This is a genomic window from Streptococcus sp. GMD4S, from assembly GCF_000296955.1.
On record NZ_AJRE01000030.1, the window covers coordinates 1 to 25,633 of the forward strand.

Sequence of the window (25,633 nt, forward strand, 5' to 3'; positions counted from 1 at the left end):
AAAAACTCTGCTCACCCAGCAGGGTTTTTCTCTAGCTCCCTTAGTTCAATGGATATAACAACTCCCTCCTAAGGAGTAGTTGCAGGTTCGATTCCTGCAGGGGGCAGTAAACTAGAAACAAAACACTGGATAGCTAGTGTTTTTTTGTTAGTTTTTAACTAGCAAACCCCTCATATCAAGCGCTTGTATGGTATAATAATGGGAAACGTTAACATTGATTTTTAAGGTAGTTCTATCATGTTGGAATACCAAATAAAAAAGATTATGAGTGCTCTACTAGTTTAGTCTGAAAGGGTTATAAGAAAAGGGAAAATACAAATGAAACCAACAAAACTACAATGGGAAGATGTTATCCAATTTGAAGAGGTAAAAGGTTACGGTCAGCATATCTGGAGAGATGGTAATCATCTTTATTATGTTGATGAGGAGGGAGGAATTGCCCCTCAGCGTGTAGTTTATAAATTACCAAATGAGCTGTTTGCCTTATTAGAAAGTGGAGAGAGATCGCTACTCGAAATATCTTGGAAGATTAAGCACGATCGTTGGCCACCGATGGAAGAAGAAATCAATAAAATAAAAAGAGGAAGAGCCAAAGAACGACCAAAGATACTGATAGCTAATCCGAAAAATCAATTACTTTTTACACAAGAAGAATTAAAAGAGTTAATGCCTATTGCAGAGACGATTTGGATCGAATCTGAAGGCAAATTTCCAGATGATTATGTATCACCACTTAAGTAAGGAAGGTATAAAATGAAACCAACAAAACTACAATGGGAAGATGTTATCCAATTCGAAGAAGTAAAAGGTTACGGAAAATCCATCTGGAGAAATGATAACAAGTATTATTTAGTTTCAGAAGAGGGAACCGTAGCTTCTTGGTTAGTTGTCTATGAATTACCACAAGAATTATTTACCTTACTAGAGAGTGGAGAACGGACTCTACTTGAAATATCTTGGAAGGTTCAAAACGATTGTTGGCCACCGACGGAAGAAGAAAAGAAAGCTAGTGAGAAACGATTTATAGAAGAGAGTCCGACATCATTAATTGATTTACCTGAAACTAGAGAGTTATTTACTCAGGAAGAGCTTGAAAGATTAATTCCAATTGCTGTGCAAATGTGGATTGACTGGAGAGGCAAACTTCCAGATGATTATGTATCGCTACTCAAGTAAAAGAGATATATAATGAAACTGAATTCCAGATATTAGAGAGCTCTAATCCAGTTCACTGAAGCTATGAAAAAGCTTATATCATTTGATTATGGTTAGAAAGGGAGTGGAAATGATAGAAAAGAATAAACATTATACTGGACTAGTTCATCTAGGAGAGTTTAAGAACAAATTAGTTTACTATGACTTAAAGACAAAGAAATTGTTTTTTTCGATTCCAGAAAGAACTTCTAAGAGTCAACAGTACGTTATTCTTTCTCTGGTATTGCTATTTCTTCCTTTTATCAGATTTCTGAATGGATTAACAATCTTTAGTATATCTGCTCACAAGTATCTTTATTTGGTTTTATTCTCTTGTCTTTCCTTACTTTTCGGGAAATTGCTGGATGTCTATTTTAAGAAAGATTTGGATTTGTATCCGGCTCTATTTACAGATTTGGAGTACTTAGAATTCCTAGAAGTAGTAAAGAAAAGTGGAGCTGTTGTTTCTTCCGTAATTCGTGGTAGCTTTATTAGTTTGTTAGTATCTTTAGTCGTATTCCTGTTATATCCTAGTTTTTTGCCATTATTTTTCCACTCGATGCTTTTGTTTATTGTCTATTTGTGTTTAGCCAATAATTTGCACAAGCGAAAGAAGATCATGGGGAGCTTGATAAGAAATGCTCGCACCAACTAGATCTTTTTTGCCTATGATAGAGAAGAATTAAAAAAGTAAAGAAAGTCGATGTATATGACAATAGAAATGCTGCAATACAAAAATTGTACGGTATTAAAAAACAATAAGGATTATGAGATTCTGTGGAGTAGAGGGAAAGAAGTGCTTAACTTTCCCATTAGCCAGGAATTAGCAGAACGTGTTTCAAAATCAGAAAAAGATTCTTTAGAAGTAATGTTTTATTGTGAACATCATCGTTGGCCTAAAGCAGATGAGTTAGAAGATTGTAATCAATCGGATACGATTGTACATAGAGGCAATGGATTTATTGTATATGAGACAGATGGTTATTACGAAATTAGCTTCTTTAAAGAAGTTGGAGGAGCCATGGGGCCAGAAGTTCGCTATCCTATTACTAAAGAACTGATGGATAGAGCATTTGAATCTTCTAGGGGAGCATACGAAGTCATGATTTATGCTGAAACGGGGCGCTGGCCTTTATGGTAAAGAGGATGACTTCATATAAACAGCCTCAAAATAGGGAATAAATATAGACATTTGGTAAAAGACAAAGGAGATAAGAATGGAATCAATTTATGTAAGTCAAAAAGATATGTTGGAAATTTGTCAAGATGGTGATAAGTATTTCTTGCGTTATCCAACTTTTAATATTACCATGCCAGAAGTAGTTCAAGAAATCCCCAAAGAAGCTGCAGATAGTTATATGTCGGGAGAACATACTGGTAAAGAGTTGATGAATTATGCAGATTATGGTTTTTGGAAATCTAAAAAGCAGTATACACAAGATGAGTCTGGTAAGCTCTTCATCGAAAATCATCCTTCTTTTATTTTAAAAAACCCAGGAAATACTCGTCGTCTTTTTACAGCAGAGGAATTTAAACAAATTGTCACTCAAGCCATTGTTTCAGAACTGGAACCTAGCGAACTTGATGCAATTGGTATAGTTGATAATCATTTGGAACTTCTTCTAGTTGATCCAGTTGGCTGGGAGGAAGAGATAGAAGCAGTCCATCTGGAAATTCTGCAAGAAAAAATGAATAATTACATTCACTTCCTCGAAAGTAAGCAGTATGTGGAGCGATATGGTGATCAATTTGACAAAAAAGTCATCCATATCACATTCCAGTATTCTCCATCTGATAATGGCTTAGCCTTCCTCGCAGCTGTTCAGCAGGTATTGCAACCGACGGATATGATCTTGAAGGTAGAATTGCCAGAGTAAAAAAGGGAGCGGAAACGCTCTCTTTTTGTGGTATAATGAGACTATATTTATAAAAAGATTATTTAGCATTTCTAAATAGCGAACTACTTATGCCAACGATTGACACAAAGGGGCATTCTTACGATGATTTTCTATCTGCGATTGAACGTCAAGGCTATTATGAAATCAAAAATCCACGCGTCTATGAACCAGGCACTAATAAAATTGAGCAAATTGAAGGAATTTTTAGAATTAATCAATGGAGTAACTAAATGAAAATATATGAATTACCAGAGCCTAAAGATTATCAATCTTTTATTAATTTTTATCGTAATGTGATGAGAGAAGGAAAAGAGGAAGAAGCCTTTTTAGGCACAGATGCAAAATATCGTATACGAGAACGGGATTCTTATGAAGTGGATAGTACAGATATTAGTGTATTGATGGAATATTGCTTATTCCCTCTGTATGCAGAAGGTGACAGGGATATAGCGCGCAGAACCTTTGATATCTTGAAAGATTTTAGTTTATCGGTTGACCTAGTCAAATTAGATAAGGTAACTGATTATATTTCTATGCAAGGCAGTCGTTTAAGAAGATATACAAGCCTTCCCTTTGTTATTGAAACAGATGAGTTGGTAAGAAATATTATAGAAAGTATTTCAAAATTATCAGATGAACAGAAACGTACTTATACCTATGAAAGACTATGTAATGTATTAGACCGTAGTCCGTTATACAGACAGTGTGATGAAGAAAAGGTAGAGAAGATTCTTAAGGAATTCAAGGAAAAATACTACAATCCACCTAAGGTAGTGGAGCTATAGCAAACGCCATATTGAATGTGAGAGTTGTGGAGGAATTTTAAATGACAAAACAAGAACTGGTAAATTTCATTAATCAACATAGAGATAAGATGGGGATATTTCATATTGCGCTTGATGAGCGATATGGAGGTCAATTTACTTTGGGATACTATTACGATGAGAAATCTAGTCAATATAAAGTATATGAGGTTAATGAGCGCCAAGATATCTGGATAAGAGACGAATTTAAAAATGAAAGTGATGCAATAGATCGACTTTATCGTTTGATAAAAACGACATTTTGGATAAAAGAATCTCTTATTCAGTTAGATGTTTCAGAAATTGATGCAATCGGAACGAGTGACACAGACTTGGAACTTTTATTAATAGATGGCAATCTTTGGCTTCCAGATACTGAAGAAGAACATTTGTTGAAACTGCAAGAAAAACTCAACAACTATATCTACTTCCTCGAAAGTAAGCAGTATGTGGATCGATATGGCGATAGCTTTGATAAAAAAGTCATCCATATCACCTTCCAATATTCTCCATCGGATAATGGACTAGCCTTTCTCGCAGCTGTTCAGAAGGTATTACAACCAACGGATATGATTTTGAAGGTAGAATTACCTGAGTGATAAAGGGAGCGGAAACGCTCTTTTTTATGTTATAATAGGCATAGAATGTTTAGGAGAAAGAGATGAAGGAAAATAAACGCTTATTTTGGGTTGTTAGTGTGATGTTAATGGTCCTGACTCTTTATACACTGACTGGATGTAGTTTGGGTGGTGAGACCATTCCCAAAAACAGAACAAAGGAACAGTACGAATTTGAAAAAACGTTTGAACCTATATTTAAATTTTTAGAGCAAGACAAGAAGGAGTTTAATGGATTAAAGCTTTACAAAAATAGTATTTATATAGAGAGTGGAAACGTAGTAAAGGATTATAAAGTATTCTTAGATACTAGCCAATCTGACATTAAGGGTGACTATACAATAAAAATTGGGGATAATAAAGAAACAGTTCCTGTTACTTACTCTAATGGGAAGTTAAATTATGGGTCGGAGGTAACTCCTTTATATGATGAAGAAATTCTTAATTTGGTAGTACAAAGAGATTATTTCGCTTCCTTGAATATAAAAGAAACCTTTAAGAGTGCAGAAACAGAGCTTCGTGATATTATCTATGAACCAGAAAATCATTCTGACCTCTATAAATATCTTAAAAATAAGTACGATATGCCAGAGGATACAACCTGTAGAATCAGAGTAAGGTACTCTAGTGGAACAATCTATGGAATTTCAATACTAATGGAATCTAGGGATGAGGCTGTTCAAATAGATTTAACTATATTTAAACAACGGGAGGATAATCAATGAATGAAATTGAAAAAAGGAACCGTCGGGTTGAAAGGTAAAGCACTATAAAAGCTGTTTTATAACTGATTTTTAATGAGCATCAGGAGATATTATGTTAAAATCGAACAAGTGGATATTCCTTGCAATTTCCGTTCCCTTTATTATTATTGGTTTGTCATATTTGTTAATTAGGATACCGATTGGGAACACTGGTAAGTTTATTCATGATCATGCGGATTCTATCAAAAGCGAAATTATTGCAGACATAGACAGTCAAGGGCAATATATAAAGTCAGTGACGCTTTTACCAGGTTCTGCGAGGGGAGGCTTTGATAATGGTGGAGATGTAGGTGGAAATTATCATATTTCCTTTACAGCCTATGCTAATAATAATCGCAAGCAGTCAATGAAAGTAGAATTATACTTTCCTGATGCTGGTATAGGTCCTTTTACATTTATAAAACCCAATCCTTATAAATCTCCTGAAACTATGAGGAGATGGTACTTATCAGTAGTAGAGGTATCAAGTGACCCCTCGTGGGATTGGAAGCGAGAGCAAGATAAATTGACTGAAACTATGAATAAACTTGATCGCAAGAGCAAGGATGCCTCCAGGCAAGTTGAAAAAGAAATTATGATTCGTAATCTTAACAGATGGCTACAAGAACATGAGGAAAATTTCAAACTAGCTATCCAAACAGACCTGTATAGAAACGACCCAGAATTGGAACAGAAATTAGGAAAGATTCAAAGTATCAGTGTAAGTGAATATCAAATGTACATTCCTTCGACAGGTAGCGACATTAGTTTTGATGTTAGATTTGAGAAATATCCTGAAGAAGTAGCTACTATAAACGTTCGCTTGCATTCCCAAGGGGAACAATCAGTTTTTAAGGATCCCTCAGTAGCTGCAACTATTAGTTTTGAAAGAGAACGTTTTGTTATAAAAACTGTGTACGACTCCAAGCTATTTCCAATTTTTAATCAAAGTCGATTTGGTAATAGTAATGGAGAAATATCTTATGAACTCCCAAAAGATTATGAAAATCAATTTTTAATTCCTTAACTTTCAAGCAAGCTATTATGCTTGCTTTATCTTTATGGCTTCAAGCCATAAGAGTAAGAACGACAAATCGATGCATGATAGAGGAGATTCAAGCTTATATCTTTTCCTTGTAGACATGGGATACTGATGTTTTCAAGTATAAAGGAGTAAAAACGATGCTAGCTATTTTTATTGATTCTATAGGTGACAAGTCAGGGACCTATAAGTTGTTAAGAAACCATTCATCCTTGCCTTTTTCTTTAATCCAATCCAGAATCAAAGATCATGACACGGTGATAGAAGTAGACATGTTAGATTTGGATGAATTGAAAAAGGTTAGAGAACTCATCCGTGAGTTGAGTGCTATTGGGACCAAGGTTACGATGAGGGATTCGACTGGTATTATCACCTTAGAAATAGTAAATAATCTTATTTCTACTTTTGAAGAGATTGCGGCAGAGAGAGAAGAACTGGATGCTCTGATGTTTGAAGAGGAAGAGTGAGTGCCACGTTTTTCAGTGGATCACCAAGTTAGTTTTTAGTAATAGAAGGAAAACTGATGAATGATAATAGAAATTTATTGCGCTTCTTACAGGAGTTGATGTACGGTCTTGTAGATCTTATCAGTGAGAAAGAATATCAGGAGTTTGTCCTTGATTCCTTAAAACTTTCAAAACAGGAGCTTGATAAAGAGAGTGATTTTTGCCCAGATATTTTATATAATCGACTGGAAAATATAGACGAGCAGGATATCTTGACATTTCAGGTATTGGATAAGAAAACCAATCCACTAGTATGGAACTGTATCGCTAATTTCTTTGTTTTAGTTTGTCACTATTCATATATTGCTTCGGAAGAAATCTACCTACCACAAACGATTGAAAGTGTCGACGAGGACATACTTGAGGTTCTTTCCTTAAGTTACAAACAAATTCTAGCTGAAAATAGGGAACTTATTTCACAAATAACTGGACCAGAATTAGAAGGATATCTAAAGGATGATCTCGTTAAAAACTACTTTGGACCACTATTTTTATCTGATGAGAACGAATAGGCCATTCGTTCAAGCATAGATCAGGAGAGGATATGCTTACTAGTTATTTTATGTTGATTTTTGCTGAGGCAATTGCGAATCGTATGGAAACAGAATATACTTCACATATTCGAACCGCCTTGGATGCATGTTGGAGTTTTTTGGAGAATAGAGATAAAAGGGGAGAGGAACTTTATCGCCTTTTAGATGATGGGACAGACTTCAGTGGAATATTTATCTACATGCAATTAGATGAAAATGAAGCGAATGGTCTCTTGTGGGACAACATTAGTTATGTAATAGGTGTGACTGCTAAAGAAGCTTTTGAGTTTGAAAATAAGAAAGAGCTTCCTTCTCCCTTAGAGAACATTGAACCAGAACTACTTGATGTCTTTATTGATAATTTAAAAGAAATCAGCATGGATCTTTATCATCACGTCGAAACAGTAAAAATTTTCATCAATAGAAATCCATACCCATCAAGAGAATCCGCCCTAAAAGAACTAGATAGACTGGGATTATTTAGATGATTTGATTAGAAGGTTTGGCGAAAAATCAAAAAGAACACCCCAGAAGTTAGAGTCTCATCTCTACTTTTGGGGTGTCGTTTATTTTCTATCCTTAAGCATTTTACAGTACCCACGTACGGATAGCATGGGCGACGCCGGATTCGTCGTTTGTTTTGGTGATGTATTTGGCGATTTTTTTGAGTTCTGGATTTCCATTTTCCATGACAACGGGGTTGCCAACGACTTCCAGCATGGCGCGGTCATTCTCTTCGTCACCGATCGCCATGGTTTCATCTTTGGTCAATCCGAGTTTTTCAGCTAGATGGGTAATAGCTGAACCCTTGTCTATATTCTTTTTAAGGAGTTCGAGGTAGAAAGGAGCAGATTTGTTGATGGAGTAGCGCTCGTAAAATTCTGCTGGTATCTTTTCAATCGCAGCATCGAGAATTTCCGGTTCATCGATAAACATACACTTGACGATTTCCTTGTCAGCCATTTCTTCAGGGGTGCGGTAGAAGATGGGCATGCTGACGAGGGTTGATTCGTGCACCGTGTACTTTCCGATATTGCGATTGGCAGTATAGATACCGTCCTTGGTAATAGCGTGCATGTGGACACCGAGCTTGCGACTGAGAAATTCCATATCCAGATAATCCTCATAGGTCAAGGATTCGCTGATAATCTCATGGGCAGTAGCAGTTTCTTGAACAAGGGCACCATTGAAGGTTACGACATAGTCACCCTCGTCTCTCAATTGCAAGTCGTCCAGAAGTTTGGCAACACCTGCGATAGGACGACCCGTTGCAATTACGACTTTGACACCAGCTTCTTTGGCATCTTGGATGGCAGAAAAGACTTCCGGAGTGATTTCCTTTTTACTGTTAACCAGGGTACCATCGATATCGACGGCGATTAGTTTAATACTCATAAATTTCCTCTATTCGTTCTTATTTGGGGTAAAATGATCGTTCTCAATCAAGTGTAAAAATTGCTGGGTAACGCTTGCGAAGATGCTGTTTTGGTCCAACATTTCTTTTGGAAAATAGAAACGATTGTCTCCGTGGCGGCTGCCAGCAAGAGATTGGACGATAGGAGACAGGCTAGAGAGTTCTGCCAGTTCACCATTTTTCTGTAGAATCTCAATCTGTGTCCGTGGATTTTCAGATTCGGGACGATAGATATCATAAGGGAGGTCAAAGTTCTTATGAATAGCAGTATAGTAGTCTGGATCAAAGCCGATTTCTTCAACCAGCTGTCTCATGGTTGCGAGTTGGTCTTGGTCTTTTTCTGAAAAAGTAATGGATTTAAAGACCTTGCGGTTGACAAAACGTTGTGACAAGTCGGCTAGTATCTTGTCAGGACTGGTCATCCAGAGTTGGAAGTAGGTATTCATCACGCCGTCATCAAGTGCCAGATAGTCAGATAGAGTAACTTTCTTTTCAAAAAAAGGTAGCAAATGTGGAGAAGTGCGTGCAAAGAAGTCCTTGTCTTCAGGATAGAGTTCCTTGGCGCGTTTGAGGAGATTTTGTAGGAGAACCTCCATGGCCCGTGTTGCTGGGTGGAAATAAACCTGCATATACATCTGGTAGCGACTGAGAACATAGTCTTCGATGGCGTGCATGCCATTGCGCTGAAAGGCGATACCATTTTCGACTGGACGAATGACTCGAAGGATGCGAGTCAGGTCAAATTCCCCATAAGATGCTCCTGTAAAATAAGAGTCGCGCAAGAGATAGTCCATGCGGTCTGCATCAATCTGACTGGAAATGAGCTGTACGACCTGTTTGTTAGGGTAGGTATGGTCGATGACACTAGCCACTTTTTCAGGAAAGTCTGGCGCTACTTGTAGCAGGACTTGGTGAATCTCTGTCTCAGGACTTTGGATAATTTCCTGAGTGATGGCTTCGTGGTCTGTATCAAAGAGATGTTCAAAAGTATGCGAGTAAGCACCATGCCCAAGGTCATGAAGGAGTGCAGCGGTCATAGTCAAGAGAGACTCAGCAGGATCCCATTCTTTAGGATATTTTTCTTCAAAAATCTCTGTGATGCGTCGTGCAATCTCATAGACCCCCAAACAGTGGGAAAAGCGACTGTGCTCCCCACCATGGAAGGTATAACTGGAAGTCCCTAGCTGTTTGATACGGCGAAGACGTTGAAATTCTTTTGTATTGATCAAGTCGTATATGACCTGATTATTGACGTGGATGTAGTTGTGAACTGGGTCACGGAATACTTTTTCATTCATATGACCATTATAGCAAAATCCTGCTCTTTTTGGTAAAATAGTAGGACAAGAGACATGAAAGAGGATTTGATGTGAAGATTCGGATGCGAAATAGGATTCAGTTTGATGAGCAGTTGGAAGTGATTGACCAGCTTTATGACGTTGAAGTGCGTGAAAAAGGGGATTATAGCTATCTGCTTTTTTATAATGAGGAAAAAGAAAAAGTGGTTCTCAAGTTTCATGGTCAAGAACTGGTGATGACCCGTTTTTCCAATCCGAAGACTATTATGAGATTTCTAAAGGATAGTGATAGTTTAGCCTATATTCCGACTCCAATGGGGATGCAGGAGTTTATCATTCAAACGAATCACTATGAACTGGATGGGCAAAAGATTGAGCTCGCCTATCAACTGCAAAATCAAGAGGGACACTCCTTTGCCAGCTATCAATTAGAAATTACTTGGGAATAAGAAAAAGGTTGGCGAATGCCAACCTTATTTGATATAGAGTTCTTGATTTTTTAGAACAATTTCACGCACACTTGCGAATTTCTTGAGTTTTTTAAGTTCTTCAGGATGGGTTACGAGAGTAATAACATAGCCCTCTTTACCCATGCGACCTGTACGGCCAGCGCGGTGGGTGTAAGTTTCCATATCTCTAGGGACGTCGAAGTTTACGACACATTCTAGGCTATCTATATCAATTCCACGAGCCAGAAGGTCAGTTGCAAGGAGCAGGGTTAGTTGCTTATCTTTAAACTTTTCTAAGATGACTTTTCGATATTTCACATTGACATCGCTAGCGAGGGAAACAGCTAAGATATCCCGATACTGTAGTTTTTCCTCCGCACTTCCAAGATCTGACAGGCTATTAAAGAAAACTAGTCCGCGGAAATCCTCAACATGAGCTAGTTTTCGTAGCATATCCACACGGTGACGTTGGTCTACCTGCATATAGAAGTGTTGGATGTTGTCCAGTTTTTGATCAGAGAGATCAATGGTGCGCGTGTTTGGTGCAATCTTCTCTTGGTCAAACTTGGTCGTCGCACTCATGTAGACGAGTTGGTGGTCACGAGGTGCGTAGTGAGTAATTTTCTCAACAAAGTGAATCTGAGAATCATCGAGTAATTGGTCAAATTCATCCAGGATGATGGTTTCCACATTCATCATCTTGATTTTTTTCAATTTAATCAACTCAAAGATACGGCCAGGTGTTCCAATCAGAATTTCTGGTCCTTTTTTGAGTCGTTCAATCTGGCGTTTCTGACTCGAACCTGATAAGAAGAGCTGAGCGGTCAAACCGATGGCTTCCGCCCACGTTTTACACACGTCAAAAATCTGTCCAGCAAGTTCTGTATTTGGTGCTAGGATCAAGAGTTGTTGGGCTTTTTTCTTTTGTAGTCTGAGAAGACTTGGGAGTAAATAAGCTAGCGTCTTACCAGTTCCTGTTGGGCTCACTCCCAGTATGTTTTCTCCAGCAAGGATGGGTTCAAATAGTTGAATTTGAATGGGAGTAAATTCCTGGAAACCGAGTTGGTCACTCAATTCCTGCCATTCAGTCGGTAGTTTGGTTTTCATTTTTCTGCCTCAAATCTAATGCCAGCAGTCTGGCGCATAGTATATAGTAGCTCATGAATAGAGCTTGCATCATCCAGCCAAGTCTGGTAGATCGTCTGGTCTGGTTGCTGGATCATCTGAGCAAACGCAGCAACTTCCTCAGTCATCGTATGAGGAGCCTGTTGGATAGGGAGTTGAACTTGATTTCCTTGGTGGTCGCTAAAAATAGCTGAGCGGACATGTTCAATCGTGTTAAGGGTCAAGGTTCCATCTGCTGTGTAAATCTCACAAGGAAGATTGGAAGTGATGTTTTTCCCAGCTTTGATATGAACTTGAAAGTCAGGGTAGAAGAGGATACCGTCTCCATTCAGGTCAATGCTATTGTCAAGCTGTTGAGCTTGATAAATCGCGTCTTGAGCCTTTCCAAAGAGGCGAATGGCAGCGTAGAGAGGATAAATCCCCAAATCCATAAGGGCTCCACCAGCAAAACGATCTGAAAAGACATTTGGCGTCTGTCCAGCCAATAAGTCAGGCATCTTGGAAGAATACTTGGCATAGTTGAAATCTGCTCCCCAAATTTGCTTGTCTGCCAAAAAATTCTTGATAGTGGTAAAGGCTTCCTCGTGGTAATTACGAGCTGCCTCAAAGATAAAACAGTGATTTTTCTTAGCTGTCTGTCTCAAATTCAGCCATTCTTGTGGCTGAGTGACAGCTGGCTTTTCAAGAATGACGTGCTTACCAGCAGACAAGGCAGCCCTGGCTTGAACAAAATGCAAGGAGTTTGGACTGGCGATATAGACTACATCAAAGGAAGACTTAAAGAAGTCTTCTAATTGATCAAAGAGTTGGATATTTTCATAGCGAGAAGCAAAGGTTGCGGCAGTTTCTCGTTTTCTAGAATAGACTGCAACCAGCTGGTATTCTCCGCTAGCATGGGCTGCTTCTATGAAATGATGGCTGATAGCCCCTGTTCCGATGATACCTAATTTAAGCATAAATACTCCTTTTCCGACTTCAAATCCTTCCTTCATTATAACATAGAAAAGAAGGACTATCCAACAGATGGTAAAAATTTTCAAATGGAGTACGCATTTCTTAGAGAAAGTGGTACAATATTTAGATAGGTAGATGAAATGAAAAGGGGGAGAAAATGAGATTATTACCAATAAGAAAAATATCACGTCAGTCTAAGCGACTAGCGCTTTTTTTGACTTTTTGTGCAGGATATGTCGATGCTTATACTTTTATCGTGCGAGGGAACACCCTTGTGGCTGGACAAACTGGGAATGTGGTTTTTCTTTCTGTAGGACTCATTCAGCAGAATGTCTCGGATGCCAGTGCCAAAGTAATGACCTTGTTGTCCTTTATGATGGGTGTCTTTTTTCTGACATTATATAAGGAAAAACTTCGAATTGTTAAAAAGCCGATTTTGTCCTTGATTCCTCTTGCAGTCCTGTCCCTAATTATAGGCTTTGTGCCGCAATCGGTTGATAATATCTATCTCGTACCGCCCTTAGCCTTTTGTATGGGACTGGTGACAACAGCCTTTGGAGAAGTGTCAGGGATTGCCTATAATAATGCTTTTATGACAGGGAATATCAAACGTACCATGTTGGCTTTTGGAGATTATTTCCGGACCAAGCATACGCCTTTCCTACGAGAGGGATTGATTTTTGTTAGCTTGCTTAGCAGTTTTGTCTTCGGAGTTGTTTTTTCAGCTTATTTGACGATTTACTATCAGGAGAAGACAATTCTAGGTGTTCCTCTTATGATGAGTATCTTTTACTTCAGTATGCTTTTTGCTTCTTGGAGAAAAAAAGGAAAGAAAAAGCTTAAATTTGATTGATTTCGCTTGTAAGAAAAAAGAAGATATGCTATACTTGAAGAGTTGACTATGCACAGTCCTGTGCAACCGCACGAACATCGTTTGCTCACATAGTGAGTATAAAGTGGTTCGTCCCACGATGCTAGGCGAGTCTTCACAAAAATACGGGGAAACCCTAAAAATCATAGGAGGTGCATAATGAGCACATACGCAATTATCAAAACTGGCGGAAAACAAGTTAAAGTTGAAGTTGGTCAAGCAATCTACGTTGAAAAATTGAACGTTGAAGCTGGTCAAGAAGTTACTTTTAACGAAGTTGTTCTTGTTGGTGGTGAAAACACTGTTGTCGGAACTCCACTTGTTGCTGGAGCTACTGTAGTTGGAACTGTTGAAAAACAAGGAAAACAAAAGAAAGTTGTTACTTACAAGTACAAACCTAAAAAAGGTAGCCACCGTAAACAAGGTCACCGTCAACCATATACAAAAGTTGTCATCAACGCAATCAACGCTTAATTTTAAGGAGAACACATGATACAAGCAGTCTTTGAGAGAGCCGAAGATGGCGAGCTGAGGAGTGCGGAAATTACTGGACACGCCGAAAGTGGCGAATACGGCTTAGATGTCGTGTGTGCATCGGTTTCTACGCTTGCCATTAACTTTGTCAATTCCATTGAGAAATTTGCAGGCTACGAACCAATCTTAGAATTAAACGAAGATGAAGGTGGCTATCTAAAGGTTGATATACCAGCGGATCTTCCTTCACACCAGAGAGAAATGACGCAGTTATTCTTCGAATCATTTTTCTTAGGTATGGCAAACTTATCGGAGAACTCTTCTGAGTTCGTCCAAACCAGAGTTATCACAGAAAACTAACACGGAGGAAAACATTATGTTAAAAATGACTCTTAACAACTTGCAACTTTTCGCCCACAAAAAAGGTGGAGGTTCTACATCAAACGGACGCGATTCACAAGCAAAACGTCTTGGAGCTAAAGCAGCTGACGGACAAACTGTAACAGGTGGATCAATCCTTTACCGTCAACGTGGTACACACATCTATCCAGGTGTAAACGTTGGACGTGGTGGAGACGATACTTTGTTCGCTAAAGTTGAAGGCGTAGTACGCTTTGAACGTAAAGGTCGCGATAAAAAACAAGTTTCTGTTTACCCAATCGCTAAATAAAAAGGTCCAGTGAACCTTTTTATCCCGAGCCTTGAAATGAAAAGGCGAGGAAGCTAGAAGTAGCATAAAATAAGGCTTTCCGAGTTTTCGGAGAGCCTATTTTTTTGTTTTGATACACATTTTGAATTTAATAGAGAATAGTTAGATTTAAACTTGCGATGGACACTTTTTTCTTTTTTGGAAAAGTTCTGAAATATGGTATAATGAACAGATAGAGAAGTTGGGGGTAAAAGATGAACATTCAACAATTACGCTATGTTGTGGCCATTGCCAATAGTGGTACTTTCCGTGAAGCTGCTGAAAAGATGTATGTTAGTCAGCCAAGTCTGTCTATTTCTGTGCGCGATTTGGAAAAAGAGCTGGGTTTTAAGATTTTCCGTCGGACGAGTTCGGGGACTTTTTTGACCCGTCGTGGTATGGAATTTTATGAGAAAGCGCAGGAATTGGTCAAAGGATTTGATGTTTTTCAAAATCAATATGCCAATCCTGAGGAAGAAAAGGATGAATTTTCCATTGCCAGCCAGCACTATGACTTCTTGCCACCAACGATTACGGCCTTTTCGGAACGTTATCCTGACTACAAGAACTTTCGTATTTTTGAGTCTACCACAGTTCAAATTTTAGACGAAGTGGCTCAAGGACATAGTGAGATTGGGATTATCTACCTCAACAATCAAAATAAAAAGGGCATCATGCAACGGGTTGAAAAGCTTGGTTTAGAAGTTATTGAACTAATTCCTTTCCAGACTCACATTTATCTTCGTGAAGGGCATCCTTTAGCACAGAAAGAGGAATTGGTCATGGAGGATTTAGCGGATTTACCAACAGTTCGTTTTACTCAGGAAAAGGATGAGTATCTATACTATTCAGAGAACTTTGTCGACACCAGCGCGAGCTCCCAGATGTTCAATGTGACCGACCGTGCTACTTTGAATGGTATTTTGGAGCGGACGGATGCTTACGCAACTGGATCTGGGTTTTTAGATAGTGACAGTGTTAATGGGATCACAGTCATTCGTCTCAAGGATAATCTAGATAACCACATGGTCTATGTCAAACGGGAAGAAGTGGAGCTTAGCCAAGCTGGTACTCTTTTCGTTGAGGTTATGCAAGAATATTTTGATCAAAAGAGGAAATCATGAAAAAAAGAGGAATAGTAGCAGTCATTGTACTGCTTTTGATTGGGCTGGATCAGTGGGTTAAAGCCTATGTTGTCCAGCAGATTCCACTGGGTGAAGTTCGTTCGTGGATCCCCAATCTCGTTAGCTTGACCTACCTGCAAAATCGTGGGGCAGCCTTCTCCATGCTGCAAGATCAGCAGTGGTTATTTGCTGTCATTACACTGGTCGTCATGGTAGGTGCCATTTGGTATCTACATAAACACATGGAGGATTCTCTCTGGTTGGTTTTTGGACTGACCTTGATAATCGCGGGAGGTCTGGGCAACTTTATCGACAGAATGAGTCAAGGTTTTGTGGTGGATATGTTTCACCTAGACTTTATCAACTTTGCGATTTTCAATGTTGCTGACAGCTATTTGACAGTTGGTGTGATTGTTTTATTGATTGCAATGCTTAAAGAGGAAGTAAATGGAAATAAAAATTGAAACTGGTGGGCAACGTCTAGACAAGGCTCTGTCAGATCTGACAGAATTGTCACGCAGTCTCGCGAATGAACAAATCAAGGCTGGACAAGTTTTGGTGAATGGGCAAGTAAAGAAAGCCAAATACACTGTCCAAGAGGGGGATATCGTCACCTACCATGTGCCAGAACCGGAGGTTTTAGAGTATGTGGCTGAGGATATTCCGCTAGAAATCGTCTACCAAGATGAGGATGTAGCCGTTGTTAACAAACCTCAAGGGATGGTGGTTCATCCCAGCGCCGGTCATACTAGCGGAACCTTGGTCAATGCCCTCATGTACCATATCAAGGACTTGTCAGGTATCAATGGGGTTCTCCGACCGGGTATTGTTCATCGCATAGACAAGGACACGTCTGGTCTCCTTATGATTGCTAAGAATGATGAGGCCCACTTAGCACTCGCTCAAGAACTCAAGGATAAGAAGTCTCTCCGCAAATACTGGGCGATTGTTCATGGCAATCTTCCCAATGATCGTGGTGTGATTGAAGCTCCGATTGGTCGTAGTGAAAAAGATCGTAAGAAACAGGCAGTGACTGCTAAAGGGAAGCCAGCAGTGACTCGTTTTCAAGTCTTGGAACGCTTTGGAGATTATAGTTTGCTAGAGTTGCAACTGGAAACAGGGCGTACTCACCAAATCCGTGTTCATATGGCTTATATTGGCCATCCAGTCGCTGGTGATGAAGTCTATGGTCCTCGTAAGACACTGAAGGGACATGGGCAATTTCTCCATGCTAAGACTCTAGGCTTTACTCATCCGAGAACAGGTGAAACCTTGGAGTTCACAGCAGATATTCCAGAGATTTTTAAAGAAACGCTGGAAAGATTGCGTAAAACTGAGAATAGATAAAAGAGTTGAGATGCCTTGTCTCAACCTTTTTCATTTCAAGTCTTTTCCATTTTAAAGTATTCATGTTATAATGGATAAATATGAAGAATCGGAGTGAGAATATGAAGTACAAACGAATCGTCTTTAAGGTAGGGACTTCCTCCTTGACAAATGAAGACGGGAGTTTATCAAGGAGTAAAGTAAAGGCAATTACCCAGCAATTGGCTATGCTACATGAAGCTGGACATGAGTTGATTTTAGTGTCATCTGGGGCAGTTGCCGCTGGATTTGGAGCTTTGGGTTTTAAAAAACGTCCGACCAAGATTGCAGATAAACAAGCTTCGGCTGCAGTTGGTCAGGGACTTTTGTTGGAGGAATACACAACCAACCTCCTCATGCGCCAGATCGTTTCTGCACAAATCTTGCTGACACAGGATGATTTTGTAGATAAGCGTCGCTATAAGAATGCCCACCAGGCCTTGTCTGTATTGCTTCATCGTGGTGCAATCCCCATCATCAACGAGAATGACAGTGTCGTTATTGATGAGCTCAAGGTGGGTGATAATGACACTCTGAGTGCCCAGGTAGCGGCGATGGTCCAAGCAGACCTTTTAGTTCTCTTGACGGATGTGGACGGTCTCTATACCGGAAATCCCAACTCAGATCCAACAGCCAAACGTTTGGAGAAAATCGAGACTATCAATCGTGAGATTATTGATATGGCTGGTGGAGCAGGTTCGTCAAACGGTACTGGGGGTATGTTGACAAAAATCAAAGCTGCAACTATTGCGACGGAGTCAGGTGTGCCAGTCTATATCTGCTCTTCCATGAAATCTGATGCCTTGATTGAAGCAGCGGAGGAGACCAAGGATGGTTCCTTCTTTGTTGCGCAAGAGAAGGGACTTCGTACCCAGAAACAATGGCTGGCCTTCTATGCTCAAAGTCAGGGAACGATTTGGGTAGATGGTGGAGCTGCAGAGGCACTTTCAAAAAACGGGAAAAGTCTCCTTTTATCGGGTGTGGTAGAAGTGGAAGGAAACTTCTCTTACCACGATATTGTAACAGTAGCAGATAAAGAAACAGGTCAATCTCTTGGAAAGGGACGTGTCCAATTTGGTGTCTCAGCCCTAGAAGATATGCTCCGTTCTCAAAAAGCTAAGGGAGTCTTGATTCACCGTGATGACTGGATTTCCATTACTCCTGAAATCCAGCTGCTCTTTACAGAATTTTAGAGGTGAACGATGGTAAGTACACAAGAACAATTTGAACAGGTACAGGCTGTTAAGAAATCTATCAATACTGCCAGCGAAGCAGTGAAAAACCAAGCCTTGCTAGCTATGGCTGATCACTTAGTGGCGGCTACTGAGGAGATTTTAGCGGCCAATGCCCTCGATATGGAAGCGGCCAAGGGAAAAATCTCAGATGTTTTGCTAGACCGTCTTTATTTGGATGCGGGACGTATAGAAGCGATGGCAAGAGGGATTCGTGAAGTGGTTGCTTTACCAGATCCTATTGGTGAGGTCCTAGAAACAAGTCAGCTTGAAAATGGCTTGGTTATTACTAAGAAGCGTGTGGCCATGGGGGTTATTGGTATTATCTATGAAAGCCGTCCAAATGTGACGTCTGATGCGGCTGCCTTGGCTCTCAAAAGTGGCAATGCGGTCGTTCTTCGTAGTGGCAAGGATGCCTATCAAACAGCTCATGCTATTGTCACAGCCTTAAAGAAGGGCTTGGAGACGACGATCATCCATCCAGAGGTGATTCAACTGGTGGAAGATACTAGTCGTGAAAGTAGCTATGCTATGATGAAGGCCAAGGGTTATCTAGACCTTCTTATTCCTCGTGGAGGTGCTGGCTTGATCAATGCCGTGGTTGAAAATGCTATCGTACCCGTTATCGAGACAGGAACTGGGATTGTACATGTCTATGTGGATAAGGATGCCGATGAAGACAAGGCTCTGTCTATCATTAACAATGCTAAAACCAGTCGTCCTTCTGTCTGCAATGCTATGGAGGTCTTGCTGGTTCATGAAGACAAGGCAGCACGTTTTCTTCCTCGCTTGGAGAAAGTGCTGGTTACAAGTCGGAAAGAAGCTGGACTGGAACCAATTCAATTCCGCTTGGATGAGAAAGCAAGTCAGTCTCTTTCAGGTCGAGCAGCTGAGGCACAAGACTTTGACACCGAGTTTTTAGACTATGTCCTAGCGGTTAAGGTTGTGAGTAGTTTAGAAGAAGCGGTTGCCCATATTGAAGCCCACAGTACCCATCATTCGGATGCCATTGTGACGGAAAATACTGAAGCTGCAGCTTACTTTACAGATCAAGTGGACTCTGCAGCGGTTTATGTCAATGCCTCGACTCGTTTCACTGATGGTGGCCAGTTTGGTCTTGGATGTGAGATGGGGATTTCTACTCAGAAACTGCATGCGCGTGGGCCTATGGGCTTGAAAGAGTTGACCAGCTACAAGTATGTGGTTACTGGTGACGGACAGATAAGGGAGTAAGAGATGAAGATTGGATTTATCGGTTTGGGAAATATGGGAGCTAGCTTGGCTAAGGCTGTTGTGCAGGCCAAGACGGGTGCTCAGATTCTCCTTGCCAATCGCAGTCAAGCGAAAGTAGATGCTTTCATCGCCAATTTCGGTGGTCAGGCTTCCAGCAATGACGAAATCTTCGCAGAAGCAGGTGTGATTTTTCTAGGAGTTAAGCCTGCTCAGTTTTCTGAACTGCTTTCTCACTATCAGACCATTCTTGAAAAACGAGAGAGTCTTCTTTTGATTTCCATGGCAGCTGGATTGACTTTAGAAAAACTAGCAAGTCTTATCCCAAGTCAACATCGAATTATTCGTATGATGCCAAATACCCCTGCTTCTATCGGGCAAGGAGTGATTAGTTATGCCTTGTCTCCTAATTGCAGGGCTGAGGACAGTGAGCTCTTTTGTAAGCTGTTAGCCAAGGCAGGTCTCTTTGTTGAACTTGGGGAAAGCTTAATTGATGCAGCGACAGGTCTTGCAGGTTGTGGGCCGGCATTTGTCTATCTCTTTATTGAGGCCTTAGCAGATGCGGGTGTACAGACAGGATTGCCACGAGAAACGGCATTGAAAATGGCGGCTCAAACAGTTGTCGGCGCTGGACAATTGGTCCTAGAAAGCCAAGAGCATCCTGGAGTATTGAAAGACCAAGTTTGTAGCCCAGGCGGTTCGACTATCGCTGGTGTAGCGAGCTTAGAAGCGCATGCTTTTCGGGGAACGGTCATGGATGCAGTTGGTCAAGCTTACAAACGAACACAAGAACTAGGTAAATAAGAGGTGGCTTTGACTGCCTCTTTTATGGTGCATGAAATGAGAAGACAAAAAGATTGTCACAAAAACCTATTTTTTTGATAGAATAGAAGGTAGTAAAAAAGAAATGAGTTAGACATGTCAAAAGGATTTTTAGTCTCTCTTGAGGGACCAGAGGGAGCAGGCAAGACCAGTGTTTTAGAGGCTCTACTCCCAATTTTAGAGGAAAACGGAGTAGAGGTGCTGACGACCCGTGAGCCAGGCGGAGTCTTGATTGGGGAGAAGATTCGGGAAGTGATTTTAGATCCAAGTCATACTCAGATGGATGCTAAGACAGAACTCCTTCTCTATATCGCCAGTCGCAGACAGCATTTGGTGGAAAAAGTTCTTCCAGCCCTTGAAGCTGGCAAGTTGGTCATTATGGACCGCTTCATCGATAGTTCTGTTGCTTATCAGGGATTTGGTCGTGGCTTGGACATTGAAGCCATTGACTGGCTCAATCATTTTGCTACAGATGGCCTCAAACCCGATTTGACACTTTATTTTGACATTGAGGTGGAAGAGGGACTGGCTCGCATTGCTGCTAATAGTGACCGGGAGGTCAATCGTTTGGACTTGGAAGGGTTGGACTTGCATAAAAAAGTCCGTCAAGGCTACCTTTCTCTTCTGGACAAAGAAGGAAATCGCATTGTCAAGATTGATGCTAGTCTCCCTTTGGAACAAGTTGTGGAAACTACCAAGGCTGTCTTGTTTGATAGAATGGGCTTGGATAAATGAAACAAGAACAACTAAAAGCTTGGCAGCCAGACCAGTTTGACCGCTTTGTCCGTATCCTAGAACAAGACCAGCTCAATCACGCCTATCTCTTTTCGGGTTTCTTTGGAAGCTTGGAAATGGCGCAGTTTTTGGCTAAGAGCCTCTTTTGTACGGATAAAGTAGGCGTTTTGCCATGTGAAAAATGTCGAAACTGCAAGCTAATTGAACAGGAAGAATTTCCCGATGTTACTTTAATCAAGCCAGTCAATCAGGTCATCAAGACAGAACGGATTCGGGAATTGGTGGGCCAGTTTTCTCAAGCAGGGATTGAAAGTCAGCAACAGGTTTTTATTATCGAGCAAGCTGAGAAAATGCATCCCAACGCGACCAATTCTCTGCTCAAGGTCATCGAAGAGCCCCAGAGTGAAGTTTACATTTTCTTCTTGACCAGCGATGAGGAAAAGATGTTGCCAACTATCCGTAGTCGGACCCAGATTTTCCATTTTAAAAAGCAAGAAGAAAAGCTCATCCATCAATTAGAACAAGCAGGTCTGGTCAAGAAAAAAGCGACTTTCTTAGCCCAGTTTTGTCAATCACGAGCTGAAGCTGAAAAGTTGGCAAATCAGGCTAGTTTTTGGACCTTGGTCGATGAGAGTGAACGCCTACTGACCTGGTTATTAGCCAAGAAAAAAGAAAGTTATCTCCAAGTTGCTAAATTAGCCAGCTTGGCAGATGATAAGGAAAAGCAGGATCAGGTCTTGCGAATCCTCGAAGTTCTCTGTGGGCAGGATCTCTTGCAAGCAAGGATTCGAAAGATTCTACAAGATTTGCTAGAAGCTAGAAAAATGTGGCAGGCCAATGTCAGCTTTCAAAATGCCATGGAATATCTGGTCTTGAAAGAAATATAAACTCATACTCTTCGAAAATCAAATTCAAACCACGTCAACGTCGCCTTGCCGTACTCAAGTACAGCCTGCGGCTAGTTTGCTCTTTGATTTTCATTGAGTATTAAAAATGAACGATATAGAAAGGAAAGGGCTGGTTTATGGACAAAAAAGAATTATTTGATGCGCTAGACGATTTTTCCCAACAGTTACTGGTGACCTTGGCCGATGTGGAAGCCATCAAGAAAAATCTCAAGAGCCTGGTAGAGGAAAATACAGCTCTTCGCTTGGAAAATAGTAAGTTGCGCGAACGCTTGGGCGAGGTGGAAGCAGATACACCCGTTAAGGCCAAGCATGTTCGTGAAAGCGTCCGCCGAATCTATAAAGACGGTTTTCACGTATGTAATGATTTTTATGGACAACGTCGCGAGCAGGACGAGGAATGTATGTTCTGTGATGAGTTGTTATATAGGGAGTAAGCATGCAGATTCAAAAAAGTTTTAAGGGACAATCTCCCTATGGCAAGCTTTACCTAGTAGCAACGCCGATTGGCAATCTAGATGATATGACCTTTCGTGCCATCCAGACCTTGAAAGAGGTGGACTGGATTGCTGCTGAGGACACGCGCAATACAGGGCTTCTGCTCAAGCATTTTGATATTTCGACCAAGCAAATCAGTTTTCATGAGCACAATGCCAAGGAAAAAATTCCTGATTTGATTGGTTTACTGAAAGCAGGACAAAGTATTGCTCAGGTTTCTGATGCGGGTCTGCCTAGTATCTCGGATCCTGGTCACGATTTAGTCAAGGCAGCCATTGAGGAAGAAATCGCAGTTGTTACCGTTCCAGGTGCCTCTGCAGGGATTTCTGCTTTGATTGCCAGTGGTTTGGCGCCGCAACCACATGTTTTTTATGGTTTCTTACCGAGAAAATCAGGTCAGCAAAAGCAATTTTTCAACTCAAAAAAAGACTATCCAGAAACTCAGATTTTCTACGAATCGCCTCACCGTGTGGCAGATACATTGGAAAATATGCTAGAAGTCTACGGTAACCGCTCGGTGGTCTTGGTCAGAGAATTGACCAAAATCTATGAAGAATACCAACGAGGAAAGATTTCAGAGCTACTAGAAAGCATAGCTGAAACGCCACTCAAGGGCGAATGCCTTCTCATCATTGAGGGTGCCAGTCAGGATGTGGAGGAAAAGGACGAGGAGGACTTGTTTTCAGATATCCAAGCACGCATCCAAGAAGGCATGAAGAAAAATCAAGCCATTAAGGAAGTTGCGAAACTCTACATGTGGAATAAAAGTCAACTCTATGCTGCCTACCACGACTGGGAAAAAAATCAAGAAAGTGATTAAACAGGGAAGTTTGCCATCTTCCCTTTTTTTGTTATACTAGTAGAAGAAAAATTAGAAAGATTTGTGGGTGTCAAACAGTCTAGTAGCTTGTTTTGATATGAACTTAGGTTCCACCCAAAGAGGTATTAGTGTCGTGTCTCAATCTTATATCAATGTTATCGGTGCTGGTTTGGCAGGTTCTGAAGCAGCTTACCAAATCGCAGAACGCGGTATTCCAGTTAAACTTTATGAAATGCGTGGGGTCAAGTCAACACCACAGCACAAAACAGACAATTTTGCTGAATTGGTTTGTTCCAATTCCTTACGTGGGGATGCTTTGACCAATGCAGTTGGGCTTCTCAAGGAAGAAATGCGTCGCTTGGGTTCTGTTATCTTGGAATCTGCTGAAGCTACACGTGTTCCTGCTGGTGGAGCCCTTGCGGTGGACCGTGATGGTTTCTCTCAAATGGTGACTGAAAAAGTGGCTAATCACCCCTTGATTGAAGTGGTTCGTGATGAAATTACAGAATTGCCGACTGATGTTATTACAGTTGTCGCTACTGGTCCTTTAACCAGCGATGCCCTAGCTGAAAAGATTCATGCCCTTAATGACGGTGATGGTTTCTATTTCTACGATGCGGCGGCGCCGATTATCGATGTCAATACCATCGATATGAGCAAGGTCTATCTCAAGTCTCGTTATGACAAGGGAGAAGCAGCCTACCTCAATGCCCCTATGACCAAGCAAGAATTTATGGATTTCCATGAAGCATTGATCAATGCGGAAGAAGCCCCGCTCAATTCGTTTGAAAAAGAAAAGTACTTTGAAGGTTGTATGCCTATCGAAGTCATGGCTAAGCGTGGCATTAAAACCATGCTTTATGGTCCGATGAAGCCAGTCGGTTTGGAGTATCCAGACGATTATACAGGCCCTCGTGACGGGGAGTTCAAAACACCGTATGCAGTTGTCCAGCTTCGTCAGGATAATGCGGCTGGTAGCCTCTACAATATCGTCGGTTTCCAGACCCACCTCAAATGGGGAGAACAAAAGCGTGTCTTCCAAATGATTCCAGGTCTTGAAAATGCGGAGTTTGTTCGCTATGGGGTCATGCACCGCAATTCTTACATGGATTCACCAAATCTTCTGGAGCAGACCTATCGTTCTAAGAAACAGCCAAACCTTTTCTTTGCTGGTCAAATGACGGGTGTAGAAGGCTATGTTGAGTCAGCAGCTTCAGGCTTGGTTGCAGGTATTAACGCAGCTCGTCTCTTTAAGGGTGAAAGTGAAGCTATCTTCCCAGAGACCACAGCGATTGGAAGTCTAGCTCATTACATCACTCATGCGGACAGCAAGCATTTCCAGCCCATGAATGTCAATTTTGGGATTATCAAGGAATTGGATGGCGAGCGTATCCGTGATAAGAAGGCTCGTTATGAAAAAATTGCAGAGCGTGCTCTTACCGACTTAGAGGAATTTTTAACAGTCTAATTTTTTTCAAAGAATTGCTCATGATACTATAAAAATCTTAGAAATTGTGATAAAATAGGTAGGATAAAAAAAGGAGAGTAAAAATGGCGAATCCCAAGTATAAACGTATTTTAATCAAGTTATCAGGTGAAGCCCTTGCCGGTGAACGTGGCGTAGGGATTGATATCCAAACAGTTCAAACAATCGCAAAAGAGATTCAAGAAGTTCATAGCTTAGGTATCGAAATTGCCCTTGTTATTGGTGGAGGAAATCTCTGGCGTGGGGAACCTGCTGCAGAAGCAGGAATGGACCGTGTTCAGGCAGATTACACTGGAATGCTTGGGACCGTGATGAATGCTCTTGTGATGGCAGATTCATTGCAACAAGTTGGTGTCGATACGCGTGTACAAACAGCCATTGCCATGCAACAAGTGGCAGAACCTTATGTACGTGGACGTGCCCTTCGTCACCTTGAAAAAGGCCGTATTGTTATCTTTGGTGCTGGAATTGGTTCACCTTACTTCTCAACAGATACAACAGCAGCCCTTCGTGCAGCTGAAATCGAAGCGGATGCCATTCTTATGGCTAAAAATGGCGTAGATGGTGTTTACAATGCCGATCCTAAGAAAGACAAGACAGCTGTTAAATTTGAAGAATTGACCCACCGTGACGTTATCAACAAAGGTCTTCGTATCATGGATTCAACAGCTTCAACCCTCTCTATGGACAACGACATTGACTTGGTTGTCTTTAACATGAACCAACCAGGCAACATCAAACGTGTCGTATTTGGTGAAAATATCGGAACAACAGTTTCAAACAATATCGAAGAAAAGGAATAAGAAA

The 25,633-nt window shown here is 40.8% G+C and carries 32 protein-coding genes, 1 tRNA gene, 2 pseudogenes and 1 other annotated feature; of the genes and pseudogenes, 30 read left to right on the plus strand and 5 right to left on the minus strand.

The window, feature by feature from the left end; genetic code table 11:
- Positions 1–34 precede the first annotated feature (34 nt).
- From GMD4S_RS01575 to GMD4S_RS01635, 13 genes and pseudogenes are all read left to right on the plus strand, one after another.
- Positions 35–106, plus strand: a tRNA-Arg gene (locus tag GMD4S_RS01575).
- A 212-nt stretch (positions 107–318) separates the two neighbouring features.
- The gene (locus GMD4S_RS01580) at positions 319–741 is read left to right on the plus strand and encodes a hypothetical protein (protein ID WP_000805166.1); all 423 of its coding nucleotides are present in this window, start codon (positions 319–321) and stop codon (positions 739–741) included.
- 12 nt (positions 742–753) lie between these two features.
- On the plus strand, positions 754–1,176 hold the full coding sequence (locus GMD4S_RS01585) for a hypothetical protein (RefSeq protein ID WP_000805164.1): 423 nt from the start codon (positions 754–756) through the stop codon (positions 1,174–1,176).
- A 727-nt stretch (positions 1,177–1,903) separates the two neighbouring features.
- Positions 1,904–2,335: a hypothetical protein gene (locus tag GMD4S_RS01595; RefSeq protein WP_008278436.1), complete on the plus strand. Its 432-nt coding sequence runs from the start codon at positions 1,904–1,906 to the stop codon at positions 2,333–2,335.
- Between the two features lie 76 nt (positions 2,336–2,411).
- Positions 2,412–3,071: a DUF6572 domain-containing protein gene (locus GMD4S_RS01600; RefSeq protein WP_000443989.1), complete on the plus strand. Its 660-nt coding sequence runs from the start codon at positions 2,412–2,414 to the stop codon at positions 3,069–3,071.
- 86 nt (positions 3,072–3,157) lie between these two features.
- A pseudogene (locus tag GMD4S_RS13480) lies at positions 3,158–3,322 on the plus strand (hypothetical protein); the annotation flags it as partial.
- Positions 3,323–3,877 carry an NAD glycohydrolase inhibitor gene (locus GMD4S_RS01605; protein ID WP_000708259.1) on the plus strand — a complete coding sequence of 185 codons (555 nt, stop codon included), beginning with the start codon at positions 3,323–3,325 and terminating at the stop codon, positions 3,875–3,877.
- Between the two features lie 41 nt (positions 3,878–3,918).
- Positions 3,919–4,494, plus strand: coding sequence for a DUF6572 domain-containing protein (locus GMD4S_RS01610; protein WP_000165997.1), 576 nt, complete (start codon positions 3,919–3,921; stop codon positions 4,492–4,494).
- A 62-nt stretch (positions 4,495–4,556) separates the two neighbouring features.
- A complete protein-coding gene (locus GMD4S_RS01615; RefSeq protein ID WP_000662241.1) occupies positions 4,557–5,237 on the plus strand; it encodes a hypothetical protein in 681 nt (226 codons plus the stop codon).
- A gap of 91 nt (positions 5,238–5,328) precedes the next feature.
- A complete protein-coding gene (locus GMD4S_RS01620) occupies positions 5,329–6,282 on the plus strand; it encodes a hypothetical protein (protein WP_000920280.1) in 954 nt (317 codons plus the stop codon).
- Positions 6,283–6,437: 155 nt separating this feature from the next.
- On the plus strand, positions 6,438–6,764 hold the full coding sequence (locus tag GMD4S_RS01625) for a hypothetical protein (RefSeq protein ID WP_000879673.1): 327 nt from the start codon (positions 6,438–6,440) through the stop codon (positions 6,762–6,764).
- Between the two features lie 56 nt (positions 6,765–6,820).
- Positions 6,821–7,315: an Imm6 family immunity protein gene (locus GMD4S_RS01630; protein WP_000999424.1), complete on the plus strand. Its 495-nt coding sequence runs from the start codon at positions 6,821–6,823 to the stop codon at positions 7,313–7,315.
- 32 nt (positions 7,316–7,347) lie between these two features.
- Complete coding sequence (locus GMD4S_RS01635) at positions 7,348–7,824, plus strand: Imm6 family immunity protein (protein WP_000958200.1); 477 nt, start codon at positions 7,348–7,350, stop codon at positions 7,822–7,824.
- 100 nt (positions 7,825–7,924) lie between these two features.
- Here the strand turns inward: GMD4S_RS01635 and yidA are convergent, their stop codons facing one another.
- Both yidA and GMD4S_RS01645 read right to left on the minus strand, forming a co-directional pair.
- On the minus strand, positions 7,925–8,731 hold the full coding sequence (gene yidA / locus GMD4S_RS01640) for a sugar-phosphatase (protein WP_000023482.1): 807 nt from the start codon (positions 8,729–8,731) through the stop codon (positions 7,925–7,927).
- Positions 8,732–8,740: 9 nt separating this feature from the next.
- Positions 8,741–10,048: an HD domain-containing protein gene (locus GMD4S_RS01645; RefSeq protein WP_001003532.1), complete on the minus strand. Its 1,308-nt coding sequence runs from the start codon at positions 10,046–10,048 to the stop codon at positions 8,741–8,743.
- 71 nt (positions 10,049–10,119) lie between these two features.
- Between GMD4S_RS01645 and GMD4S_RS01650 the strand changes: the two genes are divergently transcribed.
- On the plus strand, positions 10,120–10,497 hold the full coding sequence (locus GMD4S_RS01650; protein ID WP_008279073.1) for a DUF1934 domain-containing protein: 378 nt from the start codon (positions 10,120–10,122) through the stop codon (positions 10,495–10,497).
- A gap of 24 nt (positions 10,498–10,521) precedes the next feature.
- Here the strand turns inward: GMD4S_RS01650 and GMD4S_RS01655 are convergent, their stop codons facing one another.
- Both GMD4S_RS01655 and GMD4S_RS01660 read right to left on the minus strand, forming a co-directional pair.
- Positions 10,522–11,604, minus strand: coding sequence for a DEAD/DEAH box helicase (locus GMD4S_RS01655; RefSeq protein ID WP_000850559.1), 1,083 nt, complete (start codon positions 11,602–11,604; stop codon positions 10,522–10,524).
- A complete protein-coding gene (locus GMD4S_RS01660) occupies positions 11,601–12,578 on the minus strand; it encodes a Gfo/Idh/MocA family protein (RefSeq protein WP_000915852.1) in 978 nt (325 codons plus the stop codon). Before GMD4S_RS01660 ends, GMD4S_RS01655 begins: the two co-directional genes overlap by 4 nt.
- Positions 12,579–12,733: 155 nt before the next feature.
- On the opposite strand from GMD4S_RS01660, the gene GMD4S_RS01665 reads away from it, so the two are divergent.
- From GMD4S_RS01665 to rpmA, 4 genes are all read left to right on the plus strand, one after another.
- Positions 12,734–13,429, plus strand: a complete 696-nt coding sequence (locus tag GMD4S_RS01665) for a YoaK family protein (protein ID WP_001238360.1) — start codon at positions 12,734–12,736, stop codon at positions 13,427–13,429.
- A 54-nt stretch (positions 13,430–13,483) separates the two neighbouring features.
- Positions 13,484–13,572: a sequence feature (ribosomal protein L21 leader region), on the plus strand.
- Between the two features lie 34 nt (positions 13,573–13,606).
- On the plus strand, positions 13,607–13,921 hold the full coding sequence (gene rplU / locus GMD4S_RS01670) for a 50S ribosomal protein L21 (protein ID WP_000109137.1): 315 nt from the start codon (positions 13,607–13,609) through the stop codon (positions 13,919–13,921).
- Positions 13,922–13,936: 15 nt separating this feature from the next.
- Positions 13,937–14,281, plus strand: coding sequence for a ribosomal-processing cysteine protease Prp (locus tag GMD4S_RS01675; protein WP_000613704.1), 345 nt, complete (start codon positions 13,937–13,939; stop codon positions 14,279–14,281).
- Between the two features lie 16 nt (positions 14,282–14,297).
- Positions 14,298–14,591 (plus strand): 50S ribosomal protein L27, encoded by a 294-nt coding sequence (gene rpmA / locus GMD4S_RS01680; protein ID WP_000916509.1) that lies wholly within the window; start codon positions 14,298–14,300, stop codon positions 14,589–14,591.
- 145 nt (positions 14,592–14,736) lie between these two features.
- Here the strand turns inward: rpmA and GMD4S_RS13715 are convergent.
- A pseudogene (locus GMD4S_RS13715) lies at positions 14,737–14,832 on the minus strand (AraC family transcriptional regulator); the annotation flags it as partial.
- Between GMD4S_RS13715 and GMD4S_RS01685 the strand changes: the two are divergent.
- The 12 genes from GMD4S_RS01685 (at position 14,825) to pyrH (ending at position 25,629) form a co-directional block, all read left to right on the plus strand.
- Positions 14,825–15,733, plus strand: coding sequence for a LysR family transcriptional regulator (locus GMD4S_RS01685; protein ID WP_001025716.1), 909 nt, complete (start codon positions 14,825–14,827; stop codon positions 15,731–15,733). The pseudogene GMD4S_RS13715 and the gene GMD4S_RS01685 sit on opposite strands and share 8 nt — an antisense overlap.
- Positions 15,730–16,197: a signal peptidase II gene (lspA, locus tag GMD4S_RS01690; protein WP_000745694.1), complete on the plus strand. Its 468-nt coding sequence runs from the start codon at positions 15,730–15,732 to the stop codon at positions 16,195–16,197. Before GMD4S_RS01685 ends, lspA begins: the two co-directional genes overlap by 4 nt.
- Positions 16,181–17,080, plus strand: coding sequence for an RluA family pseudouridine synthase (locus GMD4S_RS01695; protein ID WP_000403230.1), 900 nt, complete (start codon positions 16,181–16,183; stop codon positions 17,078–17,080). The genes lspA and GMD4S_RS01695 overlap by 17 nt, the downstream gene beginning before the upstream one ends.
- A 101-nt stretch (positions 17,081–17,181) precedes the next feature.
- Positions 17,182–18,291, plus strand: coding sequence for a glutamate 5-kinase (gene proB / locus GMD4S_RS01700; RefSeq protein ID WP_000875730.1), 1,110 nt, complete (start codon positions 17,182–17,184; stop codon positions 18,289–18,291).
- A 9-nt stretch (positions 18,292–18,300) separates the two neighbouring features.
- Complete coding sequence (locus GMD4S_RS01705; protein WP_000255271.1) at positions 18,301–19,563, plus strand: glutamate-5-semialdehyde dehydrogenase; 1,263 nt, start codon at positions 18,301–18,303, stop codon at positions 19,561–19,563.
- A 3-nt stretch (positions 19,564–19,566) separates the two neighbouring features.
- Entirely contained in the window at positions 19,567–20,364 is a 798-nt protein-coding gene (proC, locus tag GMD4S_RS01710) for a pyrroline-5-carboxylate reductase (RefSeq protein ID WP_000689686.1), read from the plus strand.
- A 114-nt stretch (positions 20,365–20,478) separates the two neighbouring features.
- Positions 20,479–21,117, plus strand: a complete 639-nt coding sequence (gene tmk, locus GMD4S_RS01715; protein ID WP_000033393.1) for a dTMP kinase — start codon at positions 20,479–20,481, stop codon at positions 21,115–21,117.
- Positions 21,114–22,004, plus strand: a complete 891-nt coding sequence (locus GMD4S_RS01720; protein WP_000808203.1) for a DNA polymerase III subunit delta' — start codon at positions 21,114–21,116, stop codon at positions 22,002–22,004. The genes tmk and GMD4S_RS01720 overlap by 4 nt, the downstream gene beginning before the upstream one ends.
- Before the next feature lie 137 nt (positions 22,005–22,141).
- A complete protein-coding gene (yabA, locus tag GMD4S_RS01725) occupies positions 22,142–22,459 on the plus strand; it encodes a DNA replication initiation control protein YabA (protein WP_000358229.1) in 318 nt (105 codons plus the stop codon).
- A 2-nt stretch (positions 22,460–22,461) separates the two neighbouring features.
- Positions 22,462–23,340 (plus strand): 16S rRNA (cytidine(1402)-2'-O)-methyltransferase, encoded by an 879-nt coding sequence (gene rsmI / locus GMD4S_RS01730; protein WP_001166889.1) that lies wholly within the window; start codon positions 22,462–22,464, stop codon positions 23,338–23,340.
- Positions 23,341–23,473: 133 nt separating this feature from the next.
- Positions 23,474–24,808: a methylenetetrahydrofolate--tRNA-(uracil(54)-C(5))-methyltransferase (FADH(2)-oxidizing) TrmFO gene (gene trmFO, locus GMD4S_RS01735; RefSeq protein ID WP_000083705.1), complete on the plus strand. Its 1,335-nt coding sequence runs from the start codon at positions 23,474–23,476 to the stop codon at positions 24,806–24,808.
- 83 nt (positions 24,809–24,891) lie between these two features.
- On the plus strand, positions 24,892–25,629 hold the full coding sequence (gene pyrH, locus GMD4S_RS01740; protein WP_000002996.1) for a UMP kinase: 738 nt from the start codon (positions 24,892–24,894) through the stop codon (positions 25,627–25,629).
- Positions 25,630–25,633 lie beyond the last annotated feature (4 nt).

Excerpts from the sequence above, each read along its gene's own strand:
- GMD4S_RS01580 (WP_000805166.1), top strand. The coding sequence starts at position 319 with ATGAAACCAACAAAACTACAATGGGAAGATGTTATCCAATTTGAAGAG.
- GMD4S_RS01585 (WP_000805164.1), top strand. The coding sequence starts at position 754 with ATGAAACCAACAAAACTACAATGGGAAGATGTTATCCAATTCGAAGAA.
- GMD4S_RS01595 (WP_008278436.1), top strand. The coding sequence starts at position 1,904 with ATGACAATAGAAATGCTGCAATACAAAAATTGTACGGTATTAAAAAAC.
- GMD4S_RS01600 (WP_000443989.1), top strand. The coding sequence starts at position 2,412 with ATGGAATCAATTTATGTAAGTCAAAAAGATATGTTGGAAATTTGTCAA.
- GMD4S_RS01605 (WP_000708259.1), top strand. The coding sequence starts at position 3,323 with ATGAAAATATATGAATTACCAGAGCCTAAAGATTATCAATCTTTTATT.
- GMD4S_RS01610 (WP_000165997.1), top strand. The coding sequence starts at position 3,919 with ATGACAAAACAAGAACTGGTAAATTTCATTAATCAACATAGAGATAAG.
- GMD4S_RS01615 (WP_000662241.1), top strand. The coding sequence starts at position 4,557 with ATGAAGGAAAATAAACGCTTATTTTGGGTTGTTAGTGTGATGTTAATG.
- GMD4S_RS01620 (WP_000920280.1), top strand. The coding sequence starts at position 5,329 with ATGTTAAAATCGAACAAGTGGATATTCCTTGCAATTTCCGTTCCCTTT.
- GMD4S_RS01625 (WP_000879673.1), top strand. The coding sequence starts at position 6,438 with ATGCTAGCTATTTTTATTGATTCTATAGGTGACAAGTCAGGGACCTAT.
- GMD4S_RS01630 (WP_000999424.1), top strand. The coding sequence starts at position 6,821 with ATGAATGATAATAGAAATTTATTGCGCTTCTTACAGGAGTTGATGTAC.
- GMD4S_RS01635 (WP_000958200.1), top strand. The coding sequence starts at position 7,348 with ATGCTTACTAGTTATTTTATGTTGATTTTTGCTGAGGCAATTGCGAAT.
- yidA (WP_000023482.1), bottom strand. The coding sequence starts at position 8,731 with ATGAGTATTAAACTAATCGCCGTCGATATCGATGGTACCCTGGTTAAC.
- GMD4S_RS01645 (WP_001003532.1), bottom strand. The coding sequence starts at position 10,048 with ATGAATGAAAAAGTATTCCGTGACCCAGTTCACAACTACATCCACGTC.
- GMD4S_RS01655 (WP_000850559.1), bottom strand. The coding sequence starts at position 11,604 with ATGAAAACCAAACTACCGACTGAATGGCAGGAATTGAGTGACCAACTC.
- GMD4S_RS01660 (WP_000915852.1), bottom strand. The coding sequence starts at position 12,578 with ATGCTTAAATTAGGTATCATCGGAACAGGGGCTATCAGCCATCATTTC.
- GMD4S_RS01665 (WP_001238360.1), top strand. The coding sequence starts at position 12,734 with ATGAGATTATTACCAATAAGAAAAATATCACGTCAGTCTAAGCGACTA.
- rplU (WP_000109137.1), top strand. The coding sequence starts at position 13,607 with ATGAGCACATACGCAATTATCAAAACTGGCGGAAAACAAGTTAAAGTT.
- GMD4S_RS01675 (WP_000613704.1), top strand. The coding sequence starts at position 13,937 with ATGATACAAGCAGTCTTTGAGAGAGCCGAAGATGGCGAGCTGAGGAGT.
- rpmA (WP_000916509.1), top strand. The coding sequence starts at position 14,298 with ATGTTAAAAATGACTCTTAACAACTTGCAACTTTTCGCCCACAAAAAA.
- GMD4S_RS01685 (WP_001025716.1), top strand. The coding sequence starts at position 14,825 with ATGAACATTCAACAATTACGCTATGTTGTGGCCATTGCCAATAGTGGT.
- lspA (WP_000745694.1), top strand. The coding sequence starts at position 15,730 with ATGAAAAAAAGAGGAATAGTAGCAGTCATTGTACTGCTTTTGATTGGG.
- GMD4S_RS01695 (WP_000403230.1), top strand. The coding sequence starts at position 16,181 with ATGGAAATAAAAATTGAAACTGGTGGGCAACGTCTAGACAAGGCTCTG.
- proB (WP_000875730.1), top strand. The coding sequence starts at position 17,182 with ATGAAGTACAAACGAATCGTCTTTAAGGTAGGGACTTCCTCCTTGACA.
- GMD4S_RS01705 (WP_000255271.1), top strand. The coding sequence starts at position 18,301 with ATGGTAAGTACACAAGAACAATTTGAACAGGTACAGGCTGTTAAGAAA.
- proC (WP_000689686.1), top strand. The coding sequence starts at position 19,567 with ATGAAGATTGGATTTATCGGTTTGGGAAATATGGGAGCTAGCTTGGCT.
- tmk (WP_000033393.1), top strand. The coding sequence starts at position 20,479 with ATGTCAAAAGGATTTTTAGTCTCTCTTGAGGGACCAGAGGGAGCAGGC.
- GMD4S_RS01720 (WP_000808203.1), top strand. The coding sequence starts at position 21,114 with ATGAAACAAGAACAACTAAAAGCTTGGCAGCCAGACCAGTTTGACCGC.
- yabA (WP_000358229.1), top strand. The coding sequence starts at position 22,142 with ATGGACAAAAAAGAATTATTTGATGCGCTAGACGATTTTTCCCAACAG.
- rsmI (WP_001166889.1), top strand. The coding sequence starts at position 22,462 with ATGCAGATTCAAAAAAGTTTTAAGGGACAATCTCCCTATGGCAAGCTT.
- pyrH (WP_000002996.1), top strand. The coding sequence starts at position 24,892 with ATGGCGAATCCCAAGTATAAACGTATTTTAATCAAGTTATCAGGTGAA.